We start from the raw sequence: 16,752 nt of genomic DNA, 5'->3' as shown, positions 1-16,752 counted from the left end.
CCATCCTGAGCCGCGGTGTGCCGCAGTAGGGCGAGGACCTCGGGGCGACGCCACGGGCAGTGGCCACGGAGTGTCCGTCTTGATGGACGGACAGGGCGCCGGCGGCAGAGTCGTACAGGAGACGGGTGCCGTTGTCGGTCATCTGCTCGACCTTGTAGCGGGTCGTGATCTTGGTGCGGGGTGCTCTGTGCCGCTGCGGCTTCCCATGCGCGGATGACCGCCGCGATTTCCTCGCGGCTGGGTTGACCTGCGGGGTTGCGAATGTGGCGGTCGGTGATGATCGTCCGGTGGAGTTTGACGATCATGTCGCTGAACGCCGGGGTCGTCTTGGTCGTGCACCACGGCTGGTGTGTCCGGCGGTCGGTGATCTCGACTTTGCGGCGAATCGCGATCATGAACCGTTGTCGACTCATCACATAGGGCGCAAGTCGCAGCATTAAGGTATGAATCCTACCTCGGAGCCGACTCGCCGTGTCGGATCACGCAAGGCGTTGACCTGCATGATCACGATTTGCCGCAAAGTCGAGGGCGAGGAACGCGCTGGGAAGAGGGCGGCGGGTAGTCGCTGCGGCGCGTGCCCGGTTCGGCGTGCAGCGCGCGATGCCATCGCGGCGTCGAGGCTCAGAGCATGCTGCTGGCGAGGAGGACGTCGCCGAAGTGGATGTGCGGAGCGGGCCACTGGTCGGCGAGCACGTCCAGTACGAGCAGACCGAGGCCGGTGGTGATGGAATTCGCTTGGAGGGAGCCGAGCGGGGCGGCTGCTGTGTTCGATGAGGTCATCCAACAGGCCGAGACGGCTGGTCAGTACTGGCATCGACCGAATGCAATCAAGTCATGCCGATCAGCGTGACCACCCCGCGGAAAACGTATCGGAGCGCTGAATCACTCTGGCGGAGCAGCGTATGGCTCGCCACTGTTGCGCCGTCACTCTGACAGGTGTTGGGTGACAACGAGGAGGCGCCGGAGTAAAGGTCCGCGGGGACACCTCGCCCCCGAACTCGGACGTCGAGCGAATGCGGTTCCCGACGCTTTCGCTGCGTCACGCCATTCACCGACCTGCCAGTGCCGCCTCAAACGAGGAGATTCACCGATGGAAATACCCGCGGGAATCGCACACACCCGTCGCCACTTCCTTGGCACCACTGCCGCGGCTGCTGTGGCGGCCCAGCTCGGCATGCCTGGTGAAGCGCAAGCGCAGTCCGGCATGGGAAAACCCGTGGTGCCTCCCGGAGCCAATCCTGGGGCTGGCGCATCCTTTGGCCCAGTGAAGCAGATCAATGCCGGGGACCTGGACGTGGGGTACGTCGAAGCCGGACCTGCGAACGGACGGCCGGTCATACTGCTACACGGTTGGCCCTACGACATTCACAGCTATGTTGCGGTCACGCCCTTGCTCGCAGCGAAGGGGTACAGGGTGGTCGTCCCTTATCTGCGCGGCCATGGCACAACGCGATTCCTTTCAAGCAAAACACCCAGGAACGCCCAACAATCGGCGTTCGCTCTCGACGTCATCGCCCTGATGGACGCTCTCAAGATTGATAGGGCCATCCTCGCCGGCTACGACTGGGGGGCACGAACGGCCGACATCATCGCGGCTCTTTGGCCGGAGCGCTGCAAGGCACTGATCTCTGTCACCGGCTATCTGATCGTCAATGTCGAAGCCAACAAGCTGCCGACGCCACCGAAGAGTGAATGGGCATGGTGGTACCAGTATTACTTTGCCACGGAGAGAGGTGTACTGGGTCTCAAAGAGTACCGACACGATTTGGCCAAGCTGGTGTGGAAGTTCAACTCTCCGACATGGAACTTCGATGAGGCGACCTTCGACCGCACGGCAGCAGCTTTCAACAACCCCGATTACGTCAGCATCGTGATCGACAATTATCGCTGGCGGCTTGGCTTGGCCAAGGGCGAGCCCCGGTACGAGGCCATCGAGAAACGTCTCGCTGCGGCCCCGGTCATCAAGGTGCCGACGATCACCATTGACGGAGAACGCGATCCGTTCACACCCCCCGGAAATGGATCGGCCTATCGCAAGAAGTTCGCGGGTAAATACGCGCACCAGACCCTCAAGGTAGGACACAACGTTCCGCAGGAGGCTCCACAGGCCTTCGCAGAGGCCGTCGTCGAAGTCGATGGATTCTGATCGCGTCACCGAACCTGCGATCCTCGGGTTGCGACCGACGTCAACTCGCCTCGTCCGAAGTCGACTTGATGGTTCCGTTCCATGCCCGCCTCTCCGGCGCAGCCAGACGATCACGCTGGTGTCTTCTCGCTGCGGCCACTCCCGAGCCGCTTCCGGGCGAATCCCCTCACTTCCTGCCCGCTCGCAGCCATGGGTTCCGCTTTGGCTGAAGTCGCTGGCCGGTCGGCTGGTGGTTAGTACTCCAGCAGCGGTTCGCTATCTGGCCTGGTCAGGGGTGTCGTCCGGAGTGCAGCTAGCTGATGGCGTGTCAGGAGCGGTCTTGCCGGACCGCCCCTCCAACGAGTGGGTCCGTCGTCTGTAGTGGCAGTGCCGGGCGACGGCCTGGCGCCTGCGCCGCCACTGCGACCAGCTCACCGCGTGGATACGAAGTGACGGGCAGGACCGGCGTACGGGGCGAGTTGCCAGGAGCCGGCGGACTTCCGCCACGGGGAGCGGAACCAGGGTGGAACCGTTTCTGCATCCCCCTTTGCGGCTTCCTGGGCCGCCGTGGCCGCGAGAAAGGCGTGCGCGAGCATGGCCAGGGTGACGTGCCGCATCCAGCCGACGTAGCGGCGGACCTCATACTGATCCAGGCCGCATTCATTCTTTGCGGCCTGGAAGCATTCCTCGATCGCCGGGACCTGTCCCCGAGTGGTGGACAGGTCTCGGGCGACCCTGATCAGGCAGCAGCACCTCGACAACCGTTTGGGAGTCACCCGGGCGCTGGCTCCGGATCGGATTCCTGGTCCAGCCGCCGAAGGACACCGCGGCGGGTGACCAGCACAGGTGGAAGGCGAGTTCGCCGATGGCCCGGTTGCGGTGGATGAGCAGGTGGTGGTGACCGCCGAGCCGGTCTGGACCCAGGTTCAGTCGTAGTAGCGCGGGCCCTTCACGCCCGGGCCGGCGTTTTGCCGGTGCCGGGCCGCGTCGGGCAGGCGGTCTGCGAGGTTGTCTGCGCGGATCGGAGCGCGGCGACCATTGATTCGTGCCCGTATGGGGCAGGCACCGGCGAGGACGTAGCCGATACCGCGCGTCTCCAGGGCAGCCCTCGGTCCGGGGCCCTGGCCGTTACGAGCAATCGGTCTGCTGGGCTTGATCGCCACGATCAGTTGCGCCGGCCCGGCCTGCTCCCGCCTCAGCGGGTGGCCGGTGGTTCGCGCACCAGCGCTGACGCCGCGCGGTCGGGTGCGAGGCCGAAGGCCGAGGTCCTGGCGCCGGCCGGGCGCTGCAAAGTCGATGGGCGCGCAATGCGCGATTACGATGGGCGTATCGGCCCATGGGGCTTGAATGAGGGCCTTGGACCTTGCACAAGGACTCACGCCCAGGGCCCGGGCGTCCAGTGGCGTCGGCGCTTGCCGGCCGGACGCCCTACGCGTCTCAGCATCGCCAAGGAGCATTGTCATGGCTGCTCAGTCCGCCTCGATCGTCCTGGAGCGCCCGGCGCAGGAGCTCGCCGACGCGACCTCGAAGCATCCCTTCCTGTACGAGATGGAGCCTGCCGAAGCGCGCAAGGTCCTCGACGACCTGCAGGCCGCGCCGGTCGACAAGCTGCCGGTCGACGAGGAGTGGATCACCGTACCGGCCGTGGTGGGCGACGTGCAGGTGCGCATCGTCAAGCCGCAGGGCGTCACCGGAACGCTGCCCGTCGTGCTGTACATGCACGGCGGCGGCTGGGTACTGGGCAACGCCGGCACCCACGACCGGCTGGTGCGGGAGCTGGCGGTCGGCGCCCGCACCGCCGTGGCCTTCGTCGAGTACACGCCCTCGCCCGAGGCACACTACCCCGTGGCCATCGAACAGGGCTACGCCACCGCGCAGTGGATCACGCGTGAGGGAGCGTCCAAGGGGCTGGACGCCCAGCGCATGGCGGTGGCCGGCGAGTCGGTCGGCGGGAACATGACCGCGGCGCTCGCCCTGATGGCCAAGGAGCGCGGTGACGTCAGCTTCGTCCACCAGTCGATGTACTACCCGGTCACGGACGCGGCGATGGACACCGGATCCTACGAGCAGTTCGCCACCGGCTACTACCTCAGCCGCAAGGCCATGGAGTGGTTCTGGGACGCCTACACCACCGACCCCGAACAGCGGGCGGAAATCACCGCATCCCCCAACCGGGCCGCTCCCGAACAGCTCGCCGGTCTGCCGCCCGCCCTGCTGCTCGTCGACGAGGCCGACGTGCTGCGCGACGAGGGCGAGGCGTACGCCGCCAAGCTGCGCGCCGCCGGCGTCCCGGTCACCACGGTGCGCTACGACGGCACGGTGCACGACTTCATGATGATCAACTCGCTCAGCCAGTCCAAGGCCACCCGAGCGGCCATCGACCAAGCCGTCACATTCCTGCGCGACGCCCTCGGAACGGATCCCGGAACGGCTTAGGAGAGCGGGCCGGCAGCCGGCGAGGGCCCTCGGACAGCCGGAGCTGGCGCTTCTTGGATCCTGCGCCTCTTTCCCACGTATGCGGACCATGGCCTCTGAAGGAGAGCAGCTGCTTTGGAGGCCTGTCGCGTAGACATGCTGGAGGCGTATGGCTGGGGTACGGTCCGAATACGGCGTAGATGCGTGGACTTCGCAGCCGACGGACAGGCCGGTGGCGGGCCCACGCCCGAGGAGTGCCTATGTCTCAGCAGACAAACATCGCCGCACAGACCGCTTTCGGAGAGGCCGTCGTCACCGGCAACCTCGACGCCCTCGACGAGATCGTCGCGCCCGACTCGATCGACCATGATCCCGCCCCAGGACAGGTGCCGGGACCCGAAGGGTACAAGGCCATGTTCGGCGAGTTGCGAGCAGCCTTTCCCGACTTGCACGTCGAGGTGGAGCATCTGGTCGCTACCGACGACGAGTTGGCCTTCGCCTACACCATCAGCGGGACGCATCTGGGACCGCTGACGGGGCAACCGGCGACCGGCAGGAAGGTGAGCTACCGAGGCATGCAGATCAGCCGCTTCGACAGCGACGGCAAGCTCGTCGAACGCTGGGGAAGCAGCGACGAACTCGGCATGCTGCGTCAACTCGGCCTCGTCGAGGTGTGACCCCTGCGAGCGGTCGTTCCCGGCGACACCGAGAACGACCAGACTTTCGATCCTCTGCACGGGGTACCTTGGCCCCGCGCCAGTTCCGCGGGCACACGAACACCTCGGGGCCCTCTCCGGGCGTCTGCTGTCTACGTCAATGCCTCCTTCAGCAGGCGCTCCGCAAGGACCCCGGCCGAAGCAGGGTTTTGTCCCGTGTACAGGTTGCGGTCCACCACCGTGTACGGTTTCCAGATCTCGCCGCGGGTGAAGTCGACGCCCAGGCCCTTCAGTTCGTCCTCCAGCAGCCACCGAGCCTGGAGGCCAGTCCGACGGCCTCTTCCTCGTCGTTGGTGAAGGCCGTGACCCGGTAGCCCTTGAAGGGCGAGACACCGTGCACCCTGGTGGCCAGCATCACGGCCGGGGCGTGGCAGACGACGGCGAGTGGTTTGCCGGAGGCGAGCGCTGCGGTCAGCAGTCGGCCCGCGTCGGCGTTGACGCACAGGTCCTCCATCAGACCGTGGCCGCCGGGGAAGTAGACGGCGTCGTAATCTTCCAAGCGGGCGTCCTACAGCCGGATCGGCCGCCGCATCTCCTCCGCGGAGCGGATGATGCGCTCGAGGTCGGAGGACGGCGCGGTCGGTATCGGTGAACCTAGGCCGGCCTTCTTCAGGTCCTTTCGGTAACCTCGCGGCCGCTGATCTCGGCCAGGTCACTCGAGCCGTCAGGCGCAAGCTCAAGCAGGTCCAGTACCGGCCCGACGTCGTCGACGGCTGCCTCGCCGGCACCCGCCTGGCCATCAACGACTGACCGACATCACGAATTCAAGATCAGCAGTTACGGAGCAGCCTGCACCGACGCCTTCTCACATGACCGATTGGAGATGGCTGAAAACACAGTGATCCAAAACCCACACCGTGACGCATGATGTCATGCCTCAATCAACAATGATCTGCCGAAGGGCTCACATGCGAAAGATATCCACCCTGCTGATGAGCCTGCTGGCTGCCATCAGCTTCACTCTCGTGTCCAGCGGGACCGCGAACGCGGCCGCGTCGGGCATTTTGGCCCAAACTGTTCCGGGCGCCGGCAACTGTGCTACGCCCAAGGGCAACAGCACGGCCAACGGCACCATCATCACCACCTGGGACTGCACGGGCGACCCGCTGCAGCAGTGGTCGATCGACAACAGCGGCTACATCAGGCACAAGAAAAGCGGCAAGTGCCTCACCCCCTCCGGTAACGCCAGCGGCACCAACGGAGCCGTGCTGACACTGTGGACCTGCACCAACGACTCGTCCCAGCGGTTCGTCGACGGCTGGGACCAGATCTGGACGCAGTACGGCGGCAAGTGCATCACCAACAAGGGCGACAACCTGGGCAACGGCGTGTACCTCACACTGTGGACCTGCGGCAGCAACCCCGTCCCCTCTTCCCAGCGCTGGGGCATCTTCTGATCACACCGTCCCCGGCAGGCTCCGCACCAGCATCGGCTGCAGGCTGACGCCCGCTCACGTGCATTGCCGCGGGCGGGCTCGCGGTCTGTCGCACACATCAGAGGCCCGCCCCCCGGGGGGCTTCCGTTCTAGTGGTCGTCGCAACACCCCAGTTCAGGGGATGCGATGGACTTCAAGATCCGGGAGCTGCGGGCAGTAGCTCAGGAGCGGCTCCGAGAGCCGCTGTCGCATGCTGTGTCCATGGGATTGTGCGCCGGGGATCCGGCCTGTGCCTTCTGCGGCATCGTCTCCGGCCGGGTGCCGGCCAGCCGCGTGTACGAGGACGAGCTGGTCCTGTCCTTCATGGACATCCACCCGGCTGCGCCCGGAGACCTCCTCGTCATCCCCAAGATGCACGCGGCAGGTCTGCAGGACATCGATGAGTCCCTGATGGCCCACCTGTTCCGCGTCGTCCACCTGCTGGCGCGGGCCCTGCGGCGCTCGGGGCTGCCGTGCGAGGGAGTGAACGTATTCCTCGCCGACGGTGAGGCCGCCGATCAGACGGTCTTCCACCTCCACGTGCACGTCTTCCCCCGCACCGCGGACGACCGGTTCCGTTTGGAGGTCAGGTGGCAGGAGCGGTCCCGTGCCGCCCTCGACCACGACGCCGCACTGATCAGGGCGTGCCTGAACCGCGGCGGAGACCGCCGTGGAACCTCCTGAGACGTGCCAGGCGGCGGGGCGGACTGCTCACAGTGCTTTGTGGGACTCGGAAAGTCGTCGCTGCAGGTCAGGCCGCGTAGCGGTACTCGTTGATGACGCCGCCAAGGACGCGGGTCCGCAGGAGTCGGCGGTCTTCGGACTCGTGCACGGCGATGGACTGCTGGTCGGCGCCGGGCGGGAGTTGGTCGGGGGTCTGGTGGGGACGGTGTTCACGGACAGCGGCTTGCGGGCCACCGTGTATCGCATGGAGAGGATCACGGTGGACATGGTCCCCGCCGAGAACGCTCCACCGTCCCAAGCTACGGCGACGACTTTACGAGCCCCACAGGATCTCGGGCAGATCGTCTCTGCTGCCGGGTGCGGGGGCCCGGGCAGCAGACGACTCAGGCAGTGCTCGGGGAAGGAGTGCCGCTCCTGGCCGATGTAGGCATCGAGGTGCCGGGCGAGGAAGGTGCTGGAGCTGGTCAGTGAGGCGATGCCGAATGAGTGCGCGCACAGATCCGGAGACGTGCCGAGTTGCTCGAGGGTGCGGCAGCAGCACCTGCGCCGGGGAGGCCGCGAGGGCGGGGTGGCTGGTGCGAAGGCCGACGCGGCGAGGTTGCCCGCTGCACTCGGCCCGGTAGTGGCTTCCCGAGGCTTGCGGGGCTGCTCGCCCCGGGCAGCTGCCCCCCTGGAAGAGGGGGTTCAGCTCTGTGCCCGCGCCCCGGTTCTCGGTGCTGTCTCCAGCCCGGCAGCAGGAGAGTCGCACTCCCTCTCGCGCGTTGCACCCGCTCGGACGCGACGGTGCCCTCCCCCGGGGGGTGAGGACCGGGAGAGGGCACCGCGGGGTGGKCCTGGGGAACGTCAGGCGGCGACCGGGGTCTGTTCGGCCGTGCGCTGGTCCGCGGTCCGCGGGCCGTGGCGGCGGGTGAACAGCCGGTCCAGGCCGAAGGCACCGGAGCCGGTGAACACCAGCAGGAACATGGCCCAGCAGTACATGGCCGCGCCCTCGCCGCTGTTCTGGAGCGGCCACAGGGCTTCGGGCTGGTGCACGCTGAAGTAGGCGTAGGCCATGGCGCCCGACGATATGAACGCGGCGGCCCGGGTGCCCAGGCCGAGCAGGACCAGGCCGCCGCCGACGAACTCGATCACGGCCGCGTACCAGTGGGGCCAGGMCCCGGGCTCGGCGGTGCCGCCGCTGCCGCCCGCGCCGCCGAGCACACCGAACAGTGCGGCGGCGCCGTGGCAGGCGAAGAGCAGGCCGACGGCGATGCGGAAGAGGCCGAGGGCGTACGGCTGGGCGCTGGCGAGGCGGTCACGGGTGCACCGGGGAGTGCCACCGGGTGGGGCAGGTGACACCAGGGGCACGTCGCGGGCGGAGGAAGTCGCCGTGGTCGCATGCCGGTGGACGTGTCCGGCGGGGAGGACGCCGACACGCGTGGTGCCGCGCCCGTCCTGAAGCTGTCGCCGTCTCCCGTACCGCCGAACAGCCGACCGCCCGAACACCGAGCAGCACACACATACCTCGGTAGGCCCGCAGGCTCGGAGGCGGCCGGAAAAGCACGACACCCCGTGCCCGCCCACACGACTGCCGTGTGTGCCCCGCAGCACCAACGGGTACCCGGTCGCTTGCATCCCGTACCAGTGGAACACCTCATTCGAGGAGATGACCTGGATGCTCATCCTCGGACTGCTCCTCCGCACGGCCGCAGGAGCCTTCACCGGCCTGGTGATCGCCGACAACCTCTCCGGCGGCCCCGAGTACACCGTGTCCGTACTCGGCCAGGACATCACCACCATGAACGCGCTGGCCATCTTCTGCTCCGGCTTGGCCCTCGCGCTCATCTTCTGCGTGGGCCTGAGCGCGGTGGCGAGCACGGCGGTTCATCGCCGCCGCGAGCGCCCTCGCACGTACGTGACTCACCCTGGTGGCTCCGACCGGTGAGCCGGGCTCGGTACCCGGCTCGAGGACACCTTGCGGGCCGGACAGCACACCGGTGACCAAGACCCGAGCCAGGGCGGGAGCAAGTTCGTCGAGTACAACGGGGGTGGGAGAAGACGCAGTGGCGGGCACGGTCTTCCAGCGTGATCACGGGACGCAGACACTCACATGATCACCGGTACCGTGCCCGTTCCGTATGCCCACAACCACACACCGGGCGGCTCACCCCAGAGCGACTTCGTTCCGAGGCCCCAGGTGCGGAACGAAGACGTGGTGAGGAGAGCCCGGCGCAAAGTCACCGTGGTTCCGGTTGACGTGCTCGACGGCGCGGGTCGAAGAGCATTGAGGCGTTGGGCTGCGGCAGCGACCTGGCGGAGCGGCGCGGGCGTGCCCCGCGCCGCTGGGCGGGTCGACGGCGAGCGGGCCGCAGGATGACGCACGTGGTCCCGCCGACGTGAGTCCCACACGGGACGGGTGGTGGATTTCTTGTGTTCGGGGGACTCTGGTCGTAGTCGTTTACAGGCCGGGCGGAGTGCACGGCTCCGCCGTACCGTGCTGCTCCTGACGCTGACGGTGGGCGAAATGAAAGTCGAACTGATCCAACCGGCTGCCAGCGTGCTGTTCGACGTACCGGACGACACGCATGAGGAGATCATCACGCTCATCACCGCTGTGGCCAAGAATCCGGAGGTGCAGGTCCCGGAGCCGGCCGCAGCGTTTGGTGAATGGTGCTGGCTTGTGTACACCGTCCGTGGTGACGTGATCGAAGTGCTGGACGTCGGATGCGCTCGGTGACGTCGGTGGCACGTGGGGCCTGTGTCGCGGTGGTGCCGCTGTCGTGTCCAGACGCCTGGTCTGGCCGGTGAAGAGGGACTGTCTGTCACGGTGCCTCCGGGGCGCTGGGTCGCACGGCCAAGGCACACTGGTCACGTCTCTTTACGGCTGCGGACGAGGGGGTGGGGCCCCGCCCGCAGCCCGTGCACAGCGTGCACGGGCGCGAAGTCGCCAGGGAAGCCCTGGAGCGTTCCAGGGAGAAGTCTTGGGAGGAGGCGGCTGGGCAGGTTGGCGCGTGTGCCGGTCAGATCTCCATCACGGCATCGCAGTCGGGGCAGACCAAGGAGGCGTACTCATCGGGGTACCACGGCGCCCCACGGCGCTCGGAGGGCCTGCGGCGGGCGGTCGCCATAACGAACGTGTCCTTGCCGCAGAGGGTTCGTGGTCCGGTCCTGGTGAGCGTTCCCGGCGCGGTGGGCGCCGCGTGCACCCGGCGGACAGGCCGTTCTCCATCACCTGGTGAACCGGAGGACTCTGTGGCCACCGGCTTGTCGAGCTCGTACACAACGACGATGTCGCTCATGCCCCTACCGTAGGCCGATGGGTCGATCCGCCCGCAGCCTCGATCCGGGGGGCCGTGATCGGCTGGCGCGCCTGGACCGCGAACGGCGGCTACCCGGGCCTGTCCACCGGGCCAAGCCTGGCCACCTCGAACTCCACCCGGACCTCGTCGGCCAGCCGCAACGCGCCCAAGAACGCGGTGTAGGGCTTGATTGCCCAGGCGGACTGCATGACGGTCGCCCAGCCACGCAACGGCCCGCCGTCATTCCCCCCTCCCGTGCACGGTCGCCGGGTGGGTCCGGCCTTTGATGGTGAGCTCCCCAGTGATCTCGAAGGACTGCGGGGTTCCCGTGATGCGGGTGGAACGAAAGGTGATCGTGGGGTGCTCCGCGATGTTCAGTAGGGCCTTGTCCACCAGCGTCCGTTTGATCTCGACCCGGTCGGCATCGGTGAGCGCCCTCAGCCCGCCCGTTCCCTCCCGGACCTCCAGCGAGCCCGTCTCGACCGTCACACTCACCGACGACCTGTCCGGGGCGCCGACGGCCACCACGGCCTCCCCGACCATCGGGCGGCCTCGATGGTGAGGTCGTGTCCCGCCCTGCGGCCCAGCCCGGCGCGGCCGGTCTTGATCAAGAGGCGGCCGGTCGACGGCCCGAGCCGGTACGTTCCGTCGGTCAGCATCACAGCGCCCAGGCTACGGGCGGACACGGCTGGGGCCGTCGACGCAGTCCAGTCCGCGTGTCCCCATGAGGCAAGACGATGTCGCAAGGGAGCCCGATACCCGGTGTGGGGCTCGGAAAGTCGTCGCTGCAGGTCAGGCCGCGTAGTGGTACTCGTTGATGACGCCGCCGAGGACGCGGGTGCGCAGGAGTCTGCGCGTATCGAGGTCATGCACGGTGGCGGGCTGGTGGACCGAGTCGGGTGGCAGCCGACGGCGGGCCTGAGGGGGCCGGTGCGCGGTGTGGTGCTTCGTGTAGGTGACCCGGACCTGTCGGGCGTGAGCCTCGCCCATGAGGACCTCAGCCGGATGCCACCGATGCTCCTCCCACGACCTGCGCGGCTACCACCTCAACGACCAGGCCCGCTCCCTGAAGATCAACCGCAGCGACTGCGGATGGACGCCCCCGACCGGAACAGCCGGTGCGTGCCCGCGCCGCTGCCGCCGACTGGAGGTGAGAAGACCCCGGGCCCTGAACAGCAGGGCCGGGGACCGTTCCTGCCCCAGGCCCACTTCACCCTGAACGGGCAGGACTCCCCACGTTGCGGCCCTGCTCAGTGGCGAGCCCCACGCTGTGTGGGGCAGCCTTGCCGCGTTCGCCGTCGCCGTGCGCGACGGGAAGGTCCGCATGGTGCGGCAGGCCCCAAGCGCCCCTTCTCGGAGCGGGTTCCGGCGCACCTCGGCGGTGAACAGGCCGCTGCAGACGTGCTGCCGGACGGGCCCGGCGGCGCGGAGCTCACCACCATCGCCGACAGGGCGGGCGCCCTTCACCCACTCCGCGTGTGCGGCCGCCTCACCCGAKGGAGGCGGCCTGCCGGCGTTTCACAATCTTCACGGGAGGAAAGAGGCGGCGGAGCGGGCCCGCCCCCACATGCCGTGCAGCTGTTCCTTGGGACGCTGCTGCTCACCGTGCAGGGCATTGAGGATCACCAGGCATCCGGTCAGGACCGGCACCGCCCACTGTGCGTAGGCCAGTTGCCGCCGGGCCTTGATGGTGTCGATGGGATGCCGCTCTGCCTTCTCGGCGTCCTGCGGGTCGGGGGAGGAGGCCAGCTCGATCTTCTTGCCCAGRGTGCGGGCGTAGGCGGTGGCGGCCAGGGCCGCGGCGGTGACGACGGTCTTGGCYGYGGTGGAGGCGGCCACRCCCTGCTGCGTGGCGACCCGGTGGGCGTTTGCGGCGAGCAGCCCGCCGCCGCCGAACAGGTGCGCGCCGAGGGCGGCGGCGTTGACCGGCGTCCACTTCGCCCAGCCCGACGAGGCGATGCGTGCACYGGTCTCRTCGGTTYCGCCTAYGTCCTTGGCCGCGCCGTTSAGRCCGACCGCGCCCATGAGTGAGCCGCCGAACCAGGCKGCCAGGCCCAGATCGTGCAGGCTGCGGATCCAGGTGTGGTGTYCGGACACGAGTGTGCTCCTTCGAAAGGGGGGTGAGCCGAYGGGGACATCGAGTACTCCTCCACCCTCACCGGGCCCTGTTCTCGCCGCCATCACTGCTGACCCGGGCGGGTGCTCCTATGGGGCTCGTAAAGTCATCGCTGCGGCTCAAGCCGTGTATCGGTACTCGTTGATGGCCCCGCCGASGACGCGGGTGCGCAGCAGCCCRCGGGGCACGCGATCGTGCCATACCGCCGGCTGTTCTTGGGCTTCGGGTGGTCGGCGGTCTCGTGAGCGGTGTGGCCGATGCGTGTGGTAGTGCTCCTGGTACTTGGTGAGGACCTGGTGGGCGTGGGCTTGGTTCACGATCGGGAGGTGGTCGAGGACCTCGCGCCGGATCGTGCCACTCATCCGCTCGCCGTGGGCGTTCCTGCGCGGCGCCGGTGGCGCGCTGRGCAGCAGGTCCCTGGCCTCGGCCGCGAAGACGGCGTCGCAGGAGTCGGCGTCCTGGTGGTCKCGGTCGCGGRGAACCAGGCGGAGCGACCCGACGCGCACGCCGGGGCCGGCGGTCGGATGGCGGGCCTGCCGGGTCGCCCACCGCGCGGTGGGGCGGGCGGTGATGCTGGTGATCGTGTCGACGGGGAAGAAGTCCACCGCGAGGATCCCCTCGGCCCGAGTGGTGAGGAATGCGCGCCGGCTCGGGCCGGTGCGGGGCCGGGCCGGTGCCGGCCGCGTGCAGGATTTCCCAGCCTGTGGACGGTGCGCTCGGCTGCCCCGGCCGGGCCGGCTCCCCCTGGATCCGCCGGCGGCCCCACCGCGGGTTCTGCTGTGCCGGAGGCCGAACCAGCTCCTGGAGCGCGGCGGCCGGGGGAGGGCGGCCGGTGCGGCGTCGGTCGGCGTGGTCCCACTGCCTGGCGCTCGGCCTGCGGTGCCGGGCCGGCAGCGTCCCCGGCGCGACCGGGAAGACACCGCGCTGGCGCGGCCGGCCGGAACCGGTCCGCGGGCTCGGRGCGGACCGGTCCGGCGAGCTGGCCGGCGCGGCACCGCGTTCTCGTGCCGCGGCGCCAGCGGTTCGGCGTCCCTGGCCGTGTCCCGGCACGGCGGGACCGCGGGCACGGACACACCGCCCGGGGGGCCCGGTACCGCAGCGGGATGCTCACCGGGGCGGCCTCCCGGCCCCCGCCGAGGGGTCGTGCACGCGGGCTACGACGCGATGGACCCGGAACGCATCAAGATGCACCTGCCGAACGTCTCGGACGGTGTGGTCCGGCAGGTAGTCGAGTACGAGCGCCGCCACCGCCAGCGCGACACGGTGATCRACGCTGCCGAGAGCGCGCTGCRGGCGGCATCCGAGGCCACCCACCGGGCCGGAGACCTGGACGCCATCGAGCAAGTACCTCGCAGTGAACCCTGAGCCGGGAGTGCAGCCGTACACCGGGCTCGCCCGGCTCCCGGGGCCGGGAGCCGGCGCGGTTGATCGGTGAGTTCGGTGCGCTGCTTTCAGCAGACGGCGCTCCTGGGCGAGCTTCTCGCCGTCCGCCACTGCGTCATGGAGCGGCKACMACAGGCCGACCGGCCTGCGCAGCGCGCCAGCGGATCATGGCGATGGGGTCACTGGGCGTACCGCCCGACACCCGGCCGCCGGGCAATCTTCAGCGCCGTCCCGCATTCTGTTGTGGAGATTGTCTTCGCTGATGCAGGAAAAGGAAGGACTGTCATGGCCAGCAGTGCGGAAACCGGTGACGTCACCGGCACCAGGGACAAGGACTACAACCTCATCTGGTTCGTCGAGGCCTGTCTGAGCAACGCCCTGCGGATGGAGACCTACATCCAGGACGCGGAACGGGAGAACGACACAGAGGTCCTGGAACTGTTCCGCAAGGCCCAGGCCGACAGCCGCAAGGGAGCAGAACTGGGCAAGCAGCTTCTGCGCACCCGGCTCGGCGGCTGACTCAGGCGCCCCGGGGCGGCCCGGCGGGCCTTGTCACGTTGGCTGAGGGATGATCGTCCGAGGTTGTGTCCGGGTGCGGGGTGCCGGGTCTGGGTCAGACATCGGCGGGCTGTGCGGCGGTGCCGGTGACCTGGCCCCGGACAGCGAAGCGGGTGATCATCCCGGTGCGGTATTCGGTGGCGGTCATCCGGTGCCGACGGGGCCGAAAGTGGGGTGGGATGCCGCCGACCGCGGCCAGGAACCGCTGGGCTCCGCCGGCGCTGCGGAAGCCCTTCCTGGCGCGTTCGCGCCGGCGGGTGGGCTGGTGGGAGTTTTCGGCGCGGTGGTTCAGGCCCTTGGGGGAACGGTGCCCGGCCGAGGGCATGATCTCGCGGTGGGCCGCCCGGTAGGAGCGGAGCCTGTCGGTGACCACCCGGGGCACCGTGCGGGTCTTCTTCAGCAGGTGGCGGAAGAAGCGCCGGGCCGCGGCCTTGTCCCGGCGGCCCTGGAGAAGGATGTCGAGCACGGTGCCGTCGGCGTCGACCGCCCGCCACCGGTACGTCCGCTCACCGTTGAGCTTGCTGAAGACCTCGTCCAGGTGCCACGTGTCCCCCGGGCCTCGGCCGCCGGCGGCGCAGGCCGTGGGCGTAGCCCTGCCCGCACGTCGCACCCCAGCGCCGGACGGTCTCGTGGGAGACGAGCACGCCGCGCCCGGGCATCAACTCCCCGGCCTCGCGGAAGGACAGGGGGAAGCGGACGTACCGCCCCACGCAGCGGGAGATCACCTCGGCCGGGTACCGGTGCCCCTGGTACGGCGGCGGCGCGGACGACCCGAGCGATCCCCTCCCCGGCACGACCAACCACGAGATCTCCCGGGCCGGTCGGCCCACGGGACCACGCCCTCGGACGGCCTCGCGGGCGGCAGGCGGGGAAGCGGGCCGGACCTGCGGGCCCGGGGCAACGGCCGGCGCCGTCAGATTCCGGCCCCGCCGACCGGGCCGGCCCGGCCACCGCGGGGGGTGTCGGCCGGCGCGGCGGCCCGCACGACGGGCGCGCCCCGGGTCTCGGCGACCAGCAGGGCAACCCCGGCGCGCAGGTCCTCGTCCTGGGCCGCCCGCCGCAGCCGGTGCGCGGCACTGCCGTCGGCCAGCGCCCGCGCGAGCAGGTCGTGCACGTGCTCCCAGTCACCGGACGCCTCCAGCGCCGGGCGCAGCCGGACCGCCAGGCCGTGCAGCACCCCGCGGGCGGGGGCGGCGCGCCGGGCGACCGGATCGACCAGCGCGCCCTCCAGGCCCGAGCGGGCGGCCCGCCAGGTGGCGGCCCGCAGCCACTCGTGGTGGCCGTCGCACCAAGGGCCGCCCCCGCGGGCCAGCCGGTCGCACGCGTCGTGGACCAGCGCCCGGAAGAGCCCCGCGACCAGCACCACCGTCTCCACCCGCGGACAGGCGTCGCAGATCCGCAGCTCCAGCGTGCGCTGGTGCGCGGAGGGCCGCACGTCGTGGTAGTCCATGCCGGGGTCGCTGATGACRCCCGAGCCGATCAGCTCCCTSAGCGCCGCGTCGTAGCCGGCGGCGTCCGGGTAGTGGCCGGCCGGCCCGGCGGTGGGCCAGCGCTGCCACAGCATCGTGCGCCAGCTCGCGTAGCCGGTGTCCGCGCCGAGCCAGAACGGTGAGCTGGCGGACAGCGCCAGCAGCGGCGGCAGCCAGGGCGAGACCAGGCACAGGGCGCGCACCGCGGTGTCCCGGTCGGGCACGTCGACGTGCACCTGCGCGCTGCAGACGAGCTGCTCGTCGGCGACCCTGCGGTACTCGTCGGCCATGCGCCGGTAGCGGCGCTTGGCGGTGACCGTGCGGGGGCTCGGCCGGGCCAGCGGCACGGTGCCGGCGGCCACCGGCGCCAGGCCCAGCGAGGAGGCCGCCGCGTCCAGCCGGCGCCGGGAGCCGGCCAGGTCCGCGTGGAGGGCCTCGAGGGTGTGGTGGACGCCGCTGTTGCTCTCCACCGCCGACTGCTGCAGCTCGGTGGTGAACCCGGGCCCGTCCAGCCGGTCCAGCACGGCGCCGGCGCGCGGCACCAGCCGCCCGCTCTCCGCGTCCAGCACGTGGAACTCTTCCCCCGCCCCGCT

18 protein-coding genes and 3 pseudogenes are annotated in these 16,752 nt (G+C 69.6%); 9 read left to right on the top strand and 12 right to left on the bottom strand.

Features of this window, described 5'->3' with window-relative positions; genetic code table 11:
* Positions 1-621: 621 nt before the first annotated feature.
* A complete protein-coding gene (locus DIZ27_RS46240) occupies positions 622-780 on the bottom strand; it encodes a hypothetical protein (RefSeq protein WP_181383917.1) in 159 nt (52 codons plus the stop codon).
* A gap of 310 nt (positions 781-1,090) precedes the next feature.
* Between DIZ27_RS46240 and DIZ27_RS39325 the strand changes: the two genes are divergently transcribed.
* Positions 1,091-2,146, top strand: coding sequence for an alpha/beta fold hydrolase (locus DIZ27_RS39325; protein WP_109383150.1), 1,056 nt, complete (start codon positions 1,091-1,093; stop codon positions 2,144-2,146).
* Between the two features lie 410 nt (positions 2,147-2,556).
* On the opposite strand, the pseudogene DIZ27_RS39320 reads toward DIZ27_RS39325, so the two are convergent.
* A pseudogene (locus tag DIZ27_RS39320) lies at positions 2,557-2,817 on the bottom strand (IS701 family transposase); the annotation flags it as partial.
* Positions 2,818-3,586: 769 nt separating this feature from the next.
* Here DIZ27_RS39320 and DIZ27_RS39315 point away from each other — a divergent pair.
* Together DIZ27_RS39315 and DIZ27_RS39310 are read left to right on the top strand one after the other, a co-directional pair.
* The gene (locus DIZ27_RS39315; protein WP_109383149.1) at positions 3,587-4,561 is read left to right on the top strand and encodes an alpha/beta hydrolase; all 975 of its coding nucleotides are present in this window, start codon (positions 3,587-3,589) and stop codon (positions 4,559-4,561) included.
* A 239-nt stretch (positions 4,562-4,800) separates the two neighbouring features.
* A complete protein-coding gene (locus DIZ27_RS39310; protein ID WP_109383148.1) occupies positions 4,801-5,217 on the top strand; it encodes an ester cyclase in 417 nt (138 codons plus the stop codon).
* A gap of 131 nt (positions 5,218-5,348) precedes the next feature.
* On the opposite strand, the pseudogene DIZ27_RS49030 reads toward DIZ27_RS39310, so the two are convergent.
* A pseudogene (locus DIZ27_RS49030) lies at positions 5,349-5,806 on the bottom strand (type 1 glutamine amidotransferase domain-containing protein); the annotation flags it as partial.
* Positions 5,807-6,164: 358 nt separating this feature from the next.
* On the opposite strand from DIZ27_RS49030, the gene DIZ27_RS39300 reads away from it, so the two are divergent.
* Together DIZ27_RS39300 and DIZ27_RS39295 are read left to right on the top strand one after the other, a co-directional pair.
* On the top strand, positions 6,165-6,653 hold the full coding sequence (locus DIZ27_RS39300) for an RICIN domain-containing protein (RefSeq protein WP_181383916.1): 489 nt from the start codon (positions 6,165-6,167) through the stop codon (positions 6,651-6,653).
* A 165-nt stretch (positions 6,654-6,818) separates the two neighbouring features.
* Positions 6,819-7,355, top strand: coding sequence for an HIT family protein (locus tag DIZ27_RS39295; protein ID WP_258308771.1), 537 nt, complete (start codon positions 6,819-6,821; stop codon positions 7,353-7,355).
* 843 nt (positions 7,356-8,198) lie between these two features.
* Here DIZ27_RS39295 and DIZ27_RS39285 read toward each other — a convergent pair.
* Positions 8,199-8,693 (bottom strand): DoxX family protein, encoded by a 495-nt coding sequence (locus DIZ27_RS39285; RefSeq protein ID WP_109383144.1) that lies wholly within the window; start codon positions 8,691-8,693, stop codon positions 8,199-8,201.
* 307 nt (positions 8,694-9,000) lie between these two features.
* On the opposite strand from DIZ27_RS39285, the gene DIZ27_RS39280 reads away from it, so the two are divergent.
* Entirely contained in the window at positions 9,001-9,279 is a 279-nt protein-coding gene (locus DIZ27_RS39280; protein WP_258308770.1) for a hypothetical protein, read from the top strand.
* A gap of 549 nt (positions 9,280-9,828) precedes the next feature.
* The gene (locus tag DIZ27_RS39275) at positions 9,829-10,071 is read left to right on the top strand and encodes a hypothetical protein (protein ID WP_240497399.1); all 243 of its coding nucleotides are present in this window, start codon (positions 9,829-9,831) and stop codon (positions 10,069-10,071) included.
* Between the two features lie 283 nt (positions 10,072-10,354).
* On the opposite strand, the gene DIZ27_RS39270 is transcribed toward DIZ27_RS39275, so the two are convergent.
* The 6 genes from DIZ27_RS39270 to DIZ27_RS47945 form a co-directional block, all read right to left on the bottom strand.
* Positions 10,355-10,633, bottom strand: a complete 279-nt coding sequence (locus DIZ27_RS39270; RefSeq protein WP_109383143.1) for a hypothetical protein — start codon at positions 10,631-10,633, stop codon at positions 10,355-10,357.
* 89 nt (positions 10,634-10,722) lie between these two features.
* Entirely contained in the window at positions 10,723-10,863 is a 141-nt protein-coding gene (locus DIZ27_RS47955; protein WP_258308769.1) for a hypothetical protein, read from the bottom strand.
* Positions 10,864-10,873: 10 nt separating this feature from the next.
* Positions 10,874-11,176: a YceI family protein gene (locus tag DIZ27_RS47950; protein ID WP_258308768.1), complete on the bottom strand. Its 303-nt coding sequence runs from the start codon at positions 11,174-11,176 to the stop codon at positions 10,874-10,876.
* Positions 11,177-11,425: 249 nt separating this feature from the next.
* Positions 11,426-11,623: a hypothetical protein gene (locus DIZ27_RS39260; RefSeq protein WP_109383142.1), complete on the bottom strand. Its 198-nt coding sequence runs from the start codon at positions 11,621-11,623 to the stop codon at positions 11,426-11,428.
* A 537-nt stretch (positions 11,624-12,160) separates the two neighbouring features.
* Entirely contained in the window at positions 12,161-12,730 is a 570-nt protein-coding gene (locus tag DIZ27_RS39250; RefSeq protein WP_109383140.1) for a hypothetical protein, read from the bottom strand.
* A 138-nt stretch (positions 12,731-12,868) separates the two neighbouring features.
* On the bottom strand, positions 12,869-13,354 hold the full coding sequence (locus DIZ27_RS47945; RefSeq protein WP_258308767.1) for a transposase: 486 nt from the start codon (positions 13,352-13,354) through the stop codon (positions 12,869-12,871).
* A 538-nt stretch (positions 13,355-13,892) separates the two neighbouring features.
* Here DIZ27_RS47945 and DIZ27_RS39240 point away from each other — a divergent pair.
* On the top strand, positions 13,893-14,114 hold the full coding sequence (locus tag DIZ27_RS39240; protein ID WP_109383139.1) for a hypothetical protein: 222 nt from the start codon (positions 13,893-13,895) through the stop codon (positions 14,112-14,114).
* A 303-nt stretch (positions 14,115-14,417) separates the two neighbouring features.
* Positions 14,418-14,651: a hypothetical protein gene (locus DIZ27_RS39235; protein WP_109383138.1), complete on the top strand. Its 234-nt coding sequence runs from the start codon at positions 14,418-14,420 to the stop codon at positions 14,649-14,651.
* Positions 14,652-14,745: 94 nt separating this feature from the next.
* Here the strand turns inward: DIZ27_RS39235 and DIZ27_RS39230 are convergent.
* Both DIZ27_RS39230 and DIZ27_RS39225 read right to left on the bottom strand, forming a co-directional pair.
* Positions 14,746-15,484, bottom strand: a pseudogene (locus DIZ27_RS39230) (IS6 family transposase).
* A gap of 119 nt (positions 15,485-15,603) precedes the next feature.
* The coding region (locus DIZ27_RS39225; protein WP_258308766.1) for a YbdK family carboxylate-amine ligase at positions 15,604-16,752 on the bottom strand (1,149 nt) is incomplete at its 5' end.

It is taken from the genome of Streptomyces sp. NWU339, from assembly GCF_003143855.1.
Classification (GTDB): Bacteria; Actinomycetota; Actinomycetes; order Streptomycetales; family Streptomycetaceae; genus Streptomyces.
The sequence above is the reverse complement of the archived record's forward strand: the minus strand, read 5'-3'. Positions and strand labels throughout refer to the sequence as shown.

What these genes read in the sequence shown, in the direction of transcription:
- DIZ27_RS46240 (WP_181383917.1), bottom strand. Translation starts at nt 780, where the DNA reads ATGACCTCATCGAACACAGCAGCCGCCCCGCTCGGCTCCCTCCAAGCG.
- DIZ27_RS39325 (WP_109383150.1), top strand. Translation starts at nt 1,091, where the DNA reads ATGGAAATACCCGCGGGAATCGCACACACCCGTCGCCACTTCCTTGGC.
- DIZ27_RS39315 (WP_109383149.1), top strand. Translation starts at nt 3,587, where the DNA reads ATGGCTGCTCAGTCCGCCTCGATCGTCCTGGAGCGCCCGGCGCAGGAG.
- DIZ27_RS39310 (WP_109383148.1), top strand. Translation starts at nt 4,801, where the DNA reads ATGTCTCAGCAGACAAACATCGCCGCACAGACCGCTTTCGGAGAGGCC.
- DIZ27_RS39300 (WP_181383916.1), top strand. Translation starts at nt 6,165, where the DNA reads ATGCGAAAGATATCCACCCTGCTGATGAGCCTGCTGGCTGCCATCAGC.
- DIZ27_RS39295 (WP_258308771.1), top strand. Translation starts at nt 6,819, where the DNA reads ATGGACTTCAAGATCCGGGAGCTGCGGGCAGTAGCTCAGGAGCGGCTC.
- DIZ27_RS39280 (WP_258308770.1), top strand. Translation starts at nt 9,001, where the DNA reads ATGACCTGGATGCTCATCCTCGGACTGCTCCTCCGCACGGCCGCAGGA.
- DIZ27_RS39270 (WP_109383143.1), bottom strand. Translation starts at nt 10,633, where the DNA reads ATGAGCGACATCGTCGTTGTGTACGAGCTCGACAAGCCGGTGGCCACA.
- DIZ27_RS47950 (WP_258308768.1), bottom strand. Translation starts at nt 11,176, where the DNA reads ATGGTCGGGGAGGCCGTGGTGGCCGTCGGCGCCCCGGACAGGTCGTCG.
- DIZ27_RS39260 (WP_109383142.1), bottom strand. Translation starts at nt 11,623, where the DNA reads ATGGGCGAGGCTCACGCCCGACAGGTCCGGGTCACCTACACGAAGCAC.
- DIZ27_RS39235 (WP_109383138.1), top strand. Translation starts at nt 14,418, where the DNA reads ATGGCCAGCAGTGCGGAAACCGGTGACGTCACCGGCACCAGGGACAAG.